This is a genomic window from Streptomyces sp. HUAS 31, from assembly GCF_028198125.1.
In the GTDB taxonomy this organism is placed as follows: Bacteria; Actinomycetota; Actinomycetes; order Streptomycetales; family Streptomycetaceae; genus Streptomyces; species Streptomyces chartreusis.
Genome location: NZ_CP116353.1, coordinates 7,135,420 through 7,147,599, shown reverse-complemented (window position 1 = coordinate 7,147,599; position 12,180 = coordinate 7,135,420). Strand labels below are relative to the sequence as shown.

The following is a 12,180-nucleotide window of genomic DNA, read 5'->3' as shown; positions in this document are numbered from 1 at the left end:
AACGCAGCTCCGGCTGCATCAACCAACAGGAGAAGCACCATGAGCACCCGTATTCGCCGCGCCGCGCTCGCTGTCACCGCCGCGGTCGTTCTGCCTCTGTCCCTGAGCGCCTGCTCCGGCAGCGGCAGCGACTCCGCCTCGTCGGGCTCTGCCGGAAAGTCGTCCGCGACGACGCCGGCCGCCGAGGGCATGGGCAACTCCGCGAGCGCCACCCCTGCCGACGCGCCGTTCGGACCGGCCTGTTCATCGGTACCCGAGGACGGCGCCGGCTCGTTCGACGGCATGGCCAAGGACCCGGTGGCCACTGCCGCGTCCAACAACCCTGCCCTGTCCACGCTGGTGACAGCGGTGAAGAAGGCGGGTCTGGTCGACACCCTCAACAACGCCCAGAACATCACGGTGTTCGCGCCGACCGACGACGCCTTCGCGAAGATCCCGAAGGAAACCCTGAACAAGGTCCTGGCCGACAAGGAGCAGCTGACGCAGATCCTCACCTACCACGTGGTGGGCCAGAAGCTGACGCCTAAGGACCTTGAGAAGGGCTCCTACGAGACCCTGCAGAAGTCGAAGCTGACCACGACCGGCTCGGGTGAGTCCTACACCGTCAACGACTCCGCGAAGGTGGTGTGCGGCAACGTCAAGACGGCCAACGCGAACGTCTACATCATCGACACGGTCCTGATGCCGGCCGCCTGACACCACGAGGAAGAGCGGCCGGGGCAACGCCCCGGCCGCTCACAGGTCGCCGAAACCGCAGCTCAGGAGCCCTACTTCGCCGGCTCCAGAATCGCCACGCACTCCACGTGATGAGTCATCGGAAACAGATCGAAGGCCCGCAGAGTCCGCACCCGATACCCCCCGTCCCGGAAGTACCCCAAGTCCCGCGCCAGCGCCGCCGGATCACACGCCACGTAGGCGATCCTCCGCGCGCCCAGCGAAGCGAGGTGCTCGACCGTCTTGCGGCCCGCTCCCGCTCGCGGCGGGTCCAGGACGATCAGGTCGACCTCGGAGATGCCCGTGCGCGGCAGGACCGACTCGACCTTGCCCTGCTCGATGCGGACGCGCTCGAAGTCGGCCAGATTGTGCCGGGCGTCCTCCACCGCGCGCTTGCCGGACTCGATGCCGAGGACCGCGCCCTTGTCGCCGAGGCGGTCGGCAAGAGCACCCGCGAAGAGGCCGACGCCGCAGTACAGGTCCAGCGCCATCTCGCCCTTGCGCGGCAGCAGGCCCTGCATGACCGCCGTCACCAGGGTGTCCGCGGCCTTCGGGTGGACCTGCCAGAAGCCGCCGCTGCCGACCCGGTGGGTACGGCCGTCGGCGCGCTCGCGGACGAAGGGACGGCCGTGGACGCGGTGCGTGCCGCCGTCCTTCTCGCCGACCCGCATCACGGAGACCGGCTTGTCCAGCTCGACGATCGGCAGCCGCGCGCCGGGCCGCGGCGTCAGGATCACCTGGCGGTCCTGCGAACCCGTCGCCGCGATGGCCTCCACCGAGGCCATGCCCGTCCAGTCCCGCTTCTCGATGCCCAGCTCGCTGACGCCCTCGGCGGCGATCATGCAGTGGTCGACCGGCTCCACCTCGTGCGAGCGGTGCCGGCGCAGTCCGGCGTGACCGTCGGCGTCGACGGCGTACTGCACGCGCGTGCGCCACTGCGGGACCTGCCCGGCGGGCAGCTTGTCGCCCTCGGCCGGCATCACCGTGCCGTCCCAGCCGACGTCCTCGGGCGTCAGGCCCGCGAGCCGCTGCAGCTGCTCGGCGACGACCTCGCCCTTCAGCCGCCGCTGCGCCCCCGGCTTCGCGTGCTGCCAGTCGCAGCCGCCGCAGCGGCCGGGTCCGGCGTAGGGGCAAGGAGCCTCGACGCGGTCCTTGGAGGCCGTGAGGATCTCGACGGCGTCGGCGCGCAGGAAGCGGTCGCCCTCCTCGCCCTCGGTCACCCGGGCCACGACCCGCTCGCCGGGCAGTGTGTGCCGGACGAACAGCACCTGGCCGGCGTCGGTACGGGCGATGCAGTGCCCACCGTGGGCGACGGGGCCGATCTCGACCTCGTACTCCTCCCCCACCAGCGACTTCTTCTCTTCTGCCTGCATGGTGGGGTGACTCCAGATCGAGAGGGGGGCACGGCCCTCTCCAGAGGACTCCTGAGGGCCTGACAACAGCCCACCAGTCTACGTGCTCCCGGCCCCCGTCATTTCCGGGCTTCGGTCTCCTTGGCCCGCTCCTGCGCCGGACCCCGTCGCACGGCACCCGGCGCGTTCCACTCCCCGCGCTTGCGGGCGCGGACCTTCGCGGCCTCGGAGGACTGGAGCTGGTAGGGCACCGAGGTGACCATGATGCCCGGCGTGAACAGCAGCCGGCCCTTCAGCCGCAGCGCGCTCTGGTTGTGCAGCAGGTGCTCGTACCAGTGGCCGACGACGTACTCGGGGATGATCACGGACACCGCGTCGCGCGGCGACTCCTTCCGCAGCCCCTTCACGTACTCGATGATGGGCCGCGTGATCTCGCGGTAGGGCGAGTCGAGGACCTTCAGCGGTACGTCGATGCCGCGCCGCTCCCACTCCTCGCGCAGCGCCTTGGTCTCCGCCGGGTCGACGTTGACGCTGAGCGCCTCCAGGGTGTCCGAACGCAGCAGCTTGGCGTAGGCGAGGGCGCGCAGCGCGGGCCGGTGGATCTTGGAGACCAGCACGACGGAGTGCACCCGGGACGGCCGGACGCTGTCGTCGCTGGGGCCCTCGGGTGCGGAGAGCTCCTCGGAGACGTGGTCGTAGTGACGGCGGATCGCCGTCATCGTCACGTAGAAGATCACCATGCCGAGCAGGGCGACCCAGGCGCCGTGCGTGAACTTGGTGACCAGGACGACCACCAGGACGAGCCCGGTGAAGAAGGCGCCGAAGGTGTTGATCGCGCGGGAGCGGACCATGTGGCGGCGCTGGGCCATGTCCTTCTCCGTGGCCAGCAGGCGGTTCCAGTGCCGGACCATGCCGATCTGGCTGAGCGTGAAGGACACGAACACGCCGACGATGTACAGCTGGATCAGGCGTGTGGAGTCGGCGCCGTAGATCCACACCAGCAGCACGGCCGCACCGGCCAGCAGCACGATGCCGTTGGAGAAGGCGAGCCGGTCGCCGCGGGTGTGCAGCTGGCGCGGCAGATAGCGGTCCTGGGCGAGGATCGAGCCGAGCACCGGGAAGCCGTTGTAGGCGGTGTTGGCCGCGAGGAACAGCACCAGCGCGGTGGCCGCGGCGAGCACGATGAAGAAGAAGCTGCCCTTGCCGAAGACGGCCTCGGCGACCTGGGTGATCACGGGGTTCTGGACGTAGCCGGTGCCGACCGCGACACCGTCCTTGACCAGGTCGACGGCCGGGTTCTCGGCCATGCGGACCTTGGTGGCCATGGCGAGCCCGATGATGCCGCAGAACATGGTGACGGCCAGCAGGCCCATCATCGCCAGCGTGGTCGCGGCGTTCTTCGACTTGGGCTTGCGGAAGGCCGGGACGCCGTTGGAGATCGCCTCGACGCCGGTGAGCGCGGCACAGCCGGAGGAGAACGCGCGCAGCAGCAGGAAGACCATCGCGAAGCCGGCGAGGCCCTCGTGCTCGGGTTTGATCTCGTACGACGCCGTGGGTGCCCGCATGGTGTCGTCCAGGACCAGCCCGCGGAACGCGCCCCAGGCGATCATGATGAAGACGCCCGCGACGAAGACGTACGTCGGGATCGCGAAGAGGCTGCCGGACTCCCGCACGCCGCGCAGGTTCATCACCGTGAGCAGCAGGATCACCGCGGCCGCGCACTCGACCTTGTGCTCGACGACGAACGGGACCGCGGAGCCCAGGTTCTCGATGCCCGAGGAGATGGACACGGCGACGGTCAGGACGTAGTCGACCAGGAGCGCGCTGGCCACCGTCAGGCCCGCCTTGGGGCCGAGGTTGGTGGTCGCCACCTCGTAGTCGCCGCCACCGCTCGGGTAGGCGTGCACGTTCTGCCGGTAGGAGGCCACCACGGTGAACATCAGCACGACGACCGCGAGCGCGATCCAGGGGCTGAAGTGGTAGGCCGACACGCCCGCGATGGAGAGGACCAGCAGCACTTCTCCGGGCGCGTACGCCACGGAGGACAGCGGGTCGGAGGCGAAGACGGGCAGCGCGATGCGCTTCGGCAGGAGCGTTTCCGCCAGCCGATCACTGCGCAGTGCGCGCCCGATCAGAATCCGCTTGGGCACGTCGGTCAGTTTGGACACAACAGAGAATCGTAGGCCCCCTGCCTGGGGCGGAGCACATCCGGGTGAAATCGCGCACGGCGCGGGGGTGAATTCCGGGCCCGCAACGCGCCGGGCACGGAGCCGGAAGACGTCCGCGTGCCTCCATGACCTGCGTCGGTACGCTCATCACATCCGGGAGACCCCATGTCGCAGACGACCGCTCAGCTCGTCGGAGCTCTCGTCTCGCTCGCCGGACTCGGCGTCCTGGCACTGGCCAGCCTCCGCAGCTTCAACCGCCGCTGAGGGCACCGGCGGACGCCCCGGTGGGCCTGTCGGAGGGGACGGTTACGGTGGGACTGAGGCACGCGCGCGTCCACGATCCGTACCGCGAGGGATCATTCAGGCCATTGCCCGGCATGATGTTGCCCAGCGGTCCGCGACCGGCCCGCGCCCGTTGCCCGGCGAACCGAGAGAAGGTTATGAGCACCACGTTCACGCAAGTCAGACGCCTCACGAGGAGTGCGGGGTAAGCGCCGTGCACATCGTCATCATGGGTTGCGGAAGGGTGGGTTCCGCTCTGGCCCAGACCCTGGAGCAACAAGGGCACACGGTCGCTGTGATCGACCAGGACCCCACCGCCTTCCGCCGGCTGGGCCCCGGGTTCGGCGGCCGCCGCGTCACCGGCGTCGGCTTCGACCAGGACACCCTGCGCGAGGCCGGCATCGAGGAGGCGGGCGCCTTCGCCGCCGTCTCCAGCGGCGACAACTCCAACATCATCTCCGCCCGGGTGGCCCGCGAGATGTTCGGCGTGGAGAACGTCGCGGCGCGGATCTACGACCCCCGCCGCGCCGAGGTCTACCAGCGCCTGGGCATCCCCACCGTGGCCACGGTCCGCTGGACGGCGGACCAGATGCTGCGCCGCCTGCTGCCCTCGGGCGCCGAGCCGCTGTGGCGTGATCCCACCGGCGGCGTCCAGCTCGCCGAGGTGCACGCCTCCGCGGAGTGGGTGGGCCACAAGATCAGCCGGCTCCAGGAGGAGACGGGCGTCCGCGTGGCGTTCCTGACCCGCCTCGGCGAGGCGATCCTGCCCACCTCGCAAACGGTGCTGCAGGAGGGCGACCTGGTGCACGTGATGATGCGCACCGACGAGGTCGACAAGGTCGAGGCGGCGTTCGCCAAGGGTCCCGAAGAGGAGGGCGGTCACTGATGAGGGTCGCCATTGCCGGTGCCGGCGCGGTGGGCCGCTCGATCGCGGGCGAGCTGCTGGAGAACGGCCACGAGATCCTGCTGATCGACAAGGCGCCGACCGCGATCTCGGTCGAGCGGGTCCCGCAGGCGGAGTGGCTGCTGGCCGACGCCTGCGAGATCACGTCGCTCGACGAGGCGGCGCTCCAGCGCTGCAACGTGGTGATCGCGGCCACGGGTGACGACAAGGTCAACCTGGTCGTGTCCCTGCTGGCGAAGACGGAGTACGGCGTTCCGCGCGTCGTCGCCCGGGTGAACAACCCGAAGAACGAGTGGCTCTTCAACGAGTCGTGGGGCGTGGATGTGGCCGTGTCCACGCCGCGTCTGATGTCCGCCCTGGTCGAGGAGGCGGTGAGCGTCGGCGACCTGGTCCGTCTCCTCCGCTTCAGCCACGGCGACGCGAACCTCGTCGAGCTGACCCTTCCGGAGGAGTCGGCGCTGGCCGGCACCCAGGTCGGCGACGTGGAGTGGCCGCAGGACACGTCCCTGGTGACGATCATCCGCGGCACCCGCGTCCTCACCCCGTCCCGCGAGGACTCCCTGGAGGCCGGCGACGAGCTCCTCTTCGTGGCCGCCCAGGCCCGCGAGGAGCAGCTGGAGGACCTGCTGTCGGTCCGCCGCGAGGACACGACGAGCTAGCCGCTGCGCGCGACACGACAGGAAGGGCGCCCCGGAATCTCGGGGCGCCCTTTCGGTACCAGCCCGTCCGGCGTTCGAGGACGAGGCCGTTCAGGCCGAAGCTGGGGTCCGGGGGCGGCAGCCCCGGCAGCGGTGACCCGGAACCTACTCGGCCCGGCCGGCGGCAGCCTTCCGCTCTGCCTCGGCCTTCTCCGCCGCCTCCATCTCCGCGAACACGTCGATCGGGGCCGGCGCCTTCGCCAGGAACACCCAGGTCAGCCACACGGCCAGCAGGAACGGCGGGATCTTCAGGGCGACCAGCACCCAGCCCAGCTGGGTCGTGTCGGCCCACCAGTACAGCGGGAAGAGGATCGCGCACTTGGCGAGCAGGATCAGGCCCCAGGCATAACTGGCCTTGGCGTACGCCTTCTTGCGGCCGGGGTTGCGGGTGCGCCAGGAGAGGTTCTCCTTGAACACCGGGCCGAGGATCAGGCCGATCAGCGGCACACCGCACAGGGTCGTGATGATGTACGCGAGCGCCAGCCCCAGCGTGTAGAGCATGCCGGGCAGGTAGAAGTCCTTGGCGTTGCCGGTCATCATCGCGAACACGACACCGAAGGCGACGCCGAAGACGCCGCTGAAGGCGTGCTTGATGGTGTCCCGCATCACCAGACGCACGACCACGAGGACCAAGGACACCGCGAGGGCCGCGATGGCCGACATGTGCAGGTCCTTGTTGATCGTGTAGATGGTGACGAAGAGCAGGCCGGGCAGGACCGTCTCGATCATGCCGCGCATGCCGCCGAAAGCCTCGAACAGCGCGGCCTCGGTCACCGCCCGGGAGTCGTGCTCGGCGTCTGCGGTGGTGTCTTCGGTCGGCTTGTCGAGCGACGTCACCGGCTACTCCCGTCCGAGGGGTCTCAGTTCGTATTTCGGGTTGAACAGCACACGGCGCCCCCGGCTCATGGAGATCCGGCCGGATGCGATCAGCCGGCGCCCGGGCTCTATGCCCACTATGGAGCGTCTGCCGAGCCACACCACGTCCAGGGCGGCGGAGCCGTCGAACAGCTCGGCCTCCAGGGCCGGGACTCCCGCACGCGGCCGCAGCGTGACCGTGCGCAAGGTACCAGTAACCGTCACTATCTGTCGGTCACGGCAGTCACCGATCCTGGTGCAGCCGGCGGTCTCGGCGTCCTCGCGCAGCTCCTCGGACTCCAGGTCCTCCTGCGACGAGGAGAGCCGGTCGAGCATGCGCCGGAACCGGCCCACCGACTTTTCCGAACGAGGAACAGCACTCATGTCTTGAAGCCTACCGGGGTGCGCCGACACCTACGTACCCCTGGTGCCACGGCCCGAACCCGCCCCGCTCCGACCTGCGGAAGAGGCCCGCGACTCACTTCTCGAAGCGGTACCCCATGCCGGGCTCCGTGATGAAGTGCTTGGGGTGCGAGGGGTCCGCCTCCAGCTTTCGGCGCAGCTGGGCCATGTACACCCGCAGGTAGTTCGTCTCCGTCCCGTACGACGGCCCCCACACCTCCTGGAGCAGCTGTCTCTGGCTCACCAGCCGCCCCGTGTTGCGCACCAGCACCTCCAGCAGATGCCACTCGGTGGGGGTGAGCCGTACGTCCTTCCCGCTGCGGTTGACCTTCTTCGCGGCGAGGTCGACGGTGAACTCCTCGGTCTCCACCATCACGTCGTCCTCGCCGCCCCCGGTGGGCTCGGCCCGGCGGACGGCGGCCCGCAGCCGGGCCAGCAGCTCGTCCATGCCGAAGGGCTTGGTGACGTAGTCGTCGGCGCCCGCGTCGAGGGCCTCGACCTTCTCGTCGGAGGAGTGCCGGGCGGACAGCACCAGGATCGGCACCCGGGTCCAGCCGCGCAGCCCGCGGATCACCTCGACGCCGTCCATGTCGGGCAGACCGAGGTCGAGGACGACCACGTCGGGGTGGCGGGTGGCGGCGAGTTCGAGGGCGGTGGCCCCGTCGTGGGCGGCGTCGACCTCGTACTTGCGGGCCTTGAGGTTGATCACGAGGGCGCGCACGATCTGCGGCTCGTCGTCGATCACCAGCACCCGGGTCATGTGGTCTGCCTTTCGGGTCGTACGGAGTGAAGGGGCTCGTCGGGGCGGGGGTGCCCCGTGCCGTGAGAGGGCTCTCCGGGGCCGGGCGGTTCCCCGGGCCGCGCGCCCGCCGCCCCGAGCGTGAGCACCATGGTGAGGCCGCCGCCTGGTGTGTCCTCGGCGTTGAGGGTGCCGCCCATGGCCTCGGCGAAGCCGCGGGCGACGGCGAGGCCGAGCCCGACTCCGGCGCCGCGCGGGGCGTCGCCGTAGCGCTGGAAGGGGGCGAAGATGCGTTCCTTGGCCTCGTCCGGGACGCCGGGCCCGCGGTCGACCACCCGGACCTCGACCCGGTCGGCGATGGCGCTGGCGGACACCAGGACCCTGCTGTCGTCCGGGCTGTACTTGACGGCGTTCTCGACCAGGTTGGCCACCGACCGCTCCAGCAGCCCGGGGTCCACGGCGACCATCGGCAGCGTCTCCGGCACGTCCAGGTCGACGCCGCCCTCCGGCACCCCGCCCAGCGCCATCGGCACCACCTCGTCGAGGTCGATCTCCCTGATCAGCGGGGTGACGGTGCCGGTCTGGAGGCGGGACATGTCGAGCAGGTTCCCGACGAGGTGGTCGAGCCGGTCGGCGCCCTCCTCGATACCTTCGAGCAGTTCGGCCTCGTCCTCCTCGGACCATGCGACGTCGTCGGAGCGCAGGGAGGAGACGGCCGCCTTGATGCCCGCGAGGGGCGTGCGCAGGTCGTGGCTGACGGCGGCCAGCAGCGCCGTGCGGATGCGGTTGCCCTCGGCCAGTTCCTTGGCCTGGTCGGCCTCGCGCTGGAGGCGCTGGCGGTCGAGTACGACCGCGGCCTGGGCGGCGAAGGCGGCGAGGACGCGGCGGTCCTCGGCGGGCAGCACCCGGCCGGTCAGCGCGAGCGCCATGTGGTCGCCGACCGGCACGTCCACGTCCGCGTCCTCGGGCCGTACCGGTGCCGCTCCCGCGCCCACCCGGCCCGCGCAGGTCCACGGATCGACGTCGCTCTCCCGTTCCAGCAGCGCCGCCGAGTCCATGCCGAAGGTCTCGCGGACCCGCTCCAGCAGCTCCGTCAGACCGGTCTCGCCGCGCAGCACGTTGCCGGCGAGGAAGGACAGGATCTCGGACTCGGCGCGCAGCCGGGCCGCCTGGTGGGTGCGGCGGGCCGCGAGGTCGACCACGGAGGCGACGGCCACCGCCACGAAGACGAAGATCACCAGCGCGAGCAGGTTCTTCGGGTCGGCGATCGTGATGCGGCGCAGGGGCGGGGTGAAGAACCAGTTCAGCAGCAGTGAGCAGACCGCGGCCGAGGCGAGCGCCGGGTAGAGCCCGCCGAGGAGGGCCGCCGCCACCGTCAGGGTCAGGAAGAGCAGCATGTCGTTCGCGAGCCCGAGGTCGGCGTCGACATGGGTCAGCAGCAGCGTGAGCAGTACCGGTCCGCCGACGCCGACGAGCCAGCCCGCGAGGATCCTGGGCCGGCCGAGGCGCGCCCCGCGGGCCACGGGCAGTCCGCGCCCCTTGGCGGCTTCCTCGTGCGTGACGATGTGCACGTCGAGGTCGGGGCCCGACTCCCGGGCCACCGTGACGCCCACGCCCGGTCCGAAGACGTACTGCCAGCTCTTGCGGCGTGAGGAGCCGAGCACTATCTGGGTGGCGTTCGCCCCGCGTGCGAAGGCCAGCAGCGCCGCCGGGATGTCGTCGCCGACCACGTGGTGGAAGGTGCCGCCGAGGTCCTCGACGAGGGTGCGCTGGAGGGCGAGTTCCTTGGGCGAGGCGGACGTCAGCCCGTCGCTGCGGGCGATGTAGACGGCGAGCACCTCACCGCCGGCGCCCTTCTCCGCCAGCCGCGCGGCCCGGCGGATCAGGGTGCGGCCCTCCGGGCCGCCGGTCAGCCCGACCACGATGCGCTCCCTGGAACCCCAGATCCGCGACACCCGGTGATCGCTGCGGTACTGCTTGAGGTACTCGTCGACCCGGTCCGCCACCCACAGCAGCGCCAGCTCCCGCAGGGCGGTCAGGTTGCCGGGACGGAAGTAGTTCGACAGGGCCGCGTCGACCTTGTCCGGCTGGTAGATGTTGCCGTGCGCCATACGACGGCGCAGCGCCTGGGGTGACATGTCGACAAGCTCGATCTGGTCCGCCCGGCGCACCACCTCGTCCGGCACCGTCTCCTGCTGCCGCACGCCGGTGATCGACTCCACCACGTCGCCGAGGGACTCCAGGTGCTGGATGTTGACGGTCGATATGACGTCGATGCCGGCCGCGAGGAGTTCCTCGACGTCCTGCCAGCGCTTGGCGTTGCGGGAGCCGGGGATGTTGGTGTGCGCGAGTTCGTCGACGAGGGCGACCTGCGGGCGCCGGGCGAGGACGGCGTCCACGTCCATCTCGGTGAAGGCGCTCCCCCGGTACTCCAGCTGCCGGCGCCTGATCTGCTCCAGGCCGTGCAGCATCACCTCGGTGCGCGGCCGGTCGTGGTGCTCCACGAACGCGACCACGCAGTCGGTGCCCCGCTCCACACGCCGGTGCGCCTCGGAGAGCATCGCGTACGTCTTGCCGACGCCCGGTGCCGCACCGAGGTAGATCCGAAGCCTGCCGCGTCCCATGGTCCCCATTGTGTTCCGGTCATAGCTGCCTACGCAGCGTCGACCTTACGGCCAACAATCGAGACAAATGGGGCCGGGTGCCGCGACGGGGGCGTCTTTGACGCAACTCTGACGCCCTCGCCGCGGGTCCCCGCCTCAGCTGGGGTTGTCGCCGTGGGTGAGGGTCTCCCACGCCACGAACAGGTTGTTGCTGCCGGCCGGGCGGCCGCGCTCGGTGAGCGTCTGGGTGTTGCTCATCGCGATGCCGAGGCGGTTGTGCAGGGCGTTGTAGCCCACCTCGGTGATCGGCCCGAGGCCCAGCTTCAGGGAGCCGCCGCACAGCCAGCTCGGGGCGGCCGTACCCAGCTGGTACTTCGCCTGGAACCCGAGTGCCTGACGCAGCCGCTCGCCGACGTCGGTGCCGTACAGGTCCTGGCCCTGGATCCGGCTGGTCTCGGCGATGTGCGAGATCGCGGAGATGCCGTACCCGGTGTGGGTGAAGTCGCGGCAGGTCTCCTGGGTGAGGCCGGTGACGAAGGTGGACTGCTTCTGCCAGTAGTTGACGATCTTCTCGCGGGTGTCGAGGTTCTGGCTCGGCACGGTCTTGGGCAGATCGCCGTCGGAGGCCAGGTAGACGTAGGCGGCGGTACGGGTGCGGAACTTGGCCATGGCCTTGTCGTACGACGCCTTGTCCTCCAGGAAGACGGAGATGCCGACGGCGGCCTCCATCATCGACAGCTCCCAGTTGCCGTTGGAGTTGGAGCCGTTGATGATCTCGGGCTGGTAGACGTTGCGGAGCATGGTGGCGAACCGTCCGGAGTTCGCCCAGCTCCCGGTGTACGTGTGCTTGATGATCTCGGCGGCCTTGGGCCAGGAGGAGCCGGCCCAGCCGGTCTGGAGCGGCGCGTTGCTGTTGGTGTGGTCCTTGATCACCGCGGACCAGGCGTCCATCAGCTCGATCGCCTTGCGCGCGTACCGCTCGTCCCGGGTGATGTACCAGGCGAGGGCGTCGGTGTAGGCCGCTATCGCGTCCTCGCGCTCGTCGGTGCATCCGTAGTTCGGGTTCGAGTAGGAGCCGCACTCGACGACCGCGCGGGGCTTGGGGGTGCGGTTCAGGTCGGCGTACTTGCTCGCCGTCATCTGGTCGAAGGCGCCCTTCCAGGGCTGGGCGCCGGCGTTGACCTTGGTCCGCACGAAGTCCAGCTGGGACTTGGAGACGGTGACTCCGGGATGGGCGAAGGTGGCCGGCGCCGCGTCGGCACGCTCTGCTTGCGGCCGCAGCAGCAGGGTGGCCACCAGCGCGGTGGTCAGTGCCGCGAACAGGGCGGTGCGACGGAATCTGCGGCGATGACGTGCGGGAGCAGGTGACATGTGGGGGGCCATCCGTTCTCGTACGTGAACAATGAGCGTCCCTTTGAACACTCGCGATGGCCGCAGACAATAGGTACAGACCAATAAGTCGT

At 70.1% G+C, this 12,180-nt stretch carries 10 protein-coding genes; 3 read left to right on the top strand and 7 right to left on the bottom strand.

Features of this window, described 5'->3' with window-relative positions:
- The first annotated feature begins 39 nt into the window (after positions 1-39).
- The gene (locus PGH47_RS31860; protein ID WP_271666228.1) at positions 40-696 is read left to right on the top strand and encodes a fasciclin domain-containing protein; all 657 of its coding nucleotides are present in this window, start codon (positions 40-42) and stop codon (positions 694-696) included.
- A 71-nt stretch (positions 697-767) separates the two neighbouring features.
- Here PGH47_RS31860 and PGH47_RS31855 read toward each other — a convergent pair whose 3' ends face one another.
- The gene (locus PGH47_RS31855) at positions 768-2,087 is read right to left on the bottom strand and encodes a class I SAM-dependent RNA methyltransferase (protein WP_093747538.1); all 1,320 of its coding nucleotides are present in this window, start codon (positions 2,085-2,087) and stop codon (positions 768-770) included.
- Between the two features lie 98 nt (positions 2,088-2,185).
- Positions 2,186-4,234 carry an APC family permease gene (locus PGH47_RS31850; RefSeq protein ID WP_271666227.1) on the bottom strand — a complete coding sequence of 683 codons (2,049 nt, stop codon included), beginning with the start codon at positions 4,232-4,234 and terminating at the stop codon, positions 2,186-2,188.
- A gap of 496 nt (positions 4,235-4,730) precedes the next feature.
- Between PGH47_RS31850 and PGH47_RS31845 the strand changes: the two genes are divergently transcribed.
- Positions 4,731-5,402 (top strand): potassium channel family protein, encoded by a 672-nt coding sequence (locus PGH47_RS31845; RefSeq protein ID WP_030953572.1) that lies wholly within the window; start codon positions 4,731-4,733, stop codon positions 5,400-5,402.
- Complete coding sequence (locus PGH47_RS31840; RefSeq protein ID WP_107907508.1) at positions 5,402-6,079, top strand: potassium channel family protein; 678 nt, start codon at positions 5,402-5,404, stop codon at positions 6,077-6,079. Before PGH47_RS31845 ends, PGH47_RS31840 begins: the two co-directional genes overlap by 1 nt.
- Before the next feature lie 144 nt (positions 6,080-6,223).
- Here PGH47_RS31840 and PGH47_RS31835 read toward each other — a convergent pair whose 3' ends face one another.
- The 5 genes from PGH47_RS31835 to PGH47_RS31815 all read right to left on the bottom strand — a co-directional run bounded on the left by PGH47_RS31835 (position 6,224) and on the right by PGH47_RS31815 (position 12,088).
- A complete protein-coding gene (locus tag PGH47_RS31835) occupies positions 6,224-6,955 on the bottom strand; it encodes a DUF3159 domain-containing protein (RefSeq protein ID WP_030953575.1) in 732 nt (243 codons plus the stop codon).
- Between the two features lie 3 nt (positions 6,956-6,958).
- Complete coding sequence (locus tag PGH47_RS31830) at positions 6,959-7,357, bottom strand: OB-fold nucleic acid binding domain-containing protein (protein ID WP_125525889.1); 399 nt, start codon at positions 7,355-7,357, stop codon at positions 6,959-6,961.
- 94 nt (positions 7,358-7,451) lie between these two features.
- Entirely contained in the window at positions 7,452-8,135 is a 684-nt protein-coding gene (locus PGH47_RS31825; RefSeq protein ID WP_271666226.1) for a response regulator, read from the bottom strand.
- Positions 8,132-10,738 (bottom strand): sensor histidine kinase, encoded by a 2,607-nt coding sequence (locus PGH47_RS31820; protein WP_271666225.1) that lies wholly within the window; start codon positions 10,736-10,738, stop codon positions 8,132-8,134. The genes PGH47_RS31825 and PGH47_RS31820 overlap by 4 nt, the downstream gene beginning before the upstream one ends.
- A gap of 135 nt (positions 10,739-10,873) precedes the next feature.
- Positions 10,874-12,088 carry an alginate lyase family protein gene (locus PGH47_RS31815; RefSeq protein ID WP_271666224.1) on the bottom strand — a complete coding sequence of 405 codons (1,215 nt, stop codon included), beginning with the start codon at positions 12,086-12,088 and terminating at the stop codon, positions 10,874-10,876.
- Positions 12,089-12,180: the final 92 nt, after the last annotated feature.

Excerpts from the sequence above, each read along its gene's own strand:
- PGH47_RS31840 (WP_107907508.1), top strand. The coding sequence starts at position 5,402 with ATGAGGGTCGCCATTGCCGGTGCCGGCGCGGTGGGCCGCTCGATCGCG.
- PGH47_RS31815 (WP_271666224.1), bottom strand. The coding sequence starts at position 12,088 with ATGTCACCTGCTCCCGCACGTCATCGCCGCAGATTCCGTCGCACCGCC.
- PGH47_RS31820 (WP_271666225.1), bottom strand. The coding sequence starts at position 10,738 with ATGGGACGCGGCAGGCTTCGGATCTACCTCGGTGCGGCACCGGGCGTC.
- PGH47_RS31860 (WP_271666228.1), top strand. The coding sequence starts at position 40 with ATGAGCACCCGTATTCGCCGCGCCGCGCTCGCTGTCACCGCCGCGGTC.
- PGH47_RS31855 (WP_093747538.1), bottom strand. The coding sequence starts at position 2,087 with ATGCAGGCAGAAGAGAAGAAGTCGCTGGTGGGGGAGGAGTACGAGGTC.
- PGH47_RS31825 (WP_271666226.1), bottom strand. The coding sequence starts at position 8,135 with ATGACCCGGGTGCTGGTGATCGACGACGAGCCGCAGATCGTGCGCGCC.
- PGH47_RS31830 (WP_125525889.1), bottom strand. The coding sequence starts at position 7,357 with ATGAGTGCTGTTCCTCGTTCGGAAAAGTCGGTGGGCCGGTTCCGGCGC.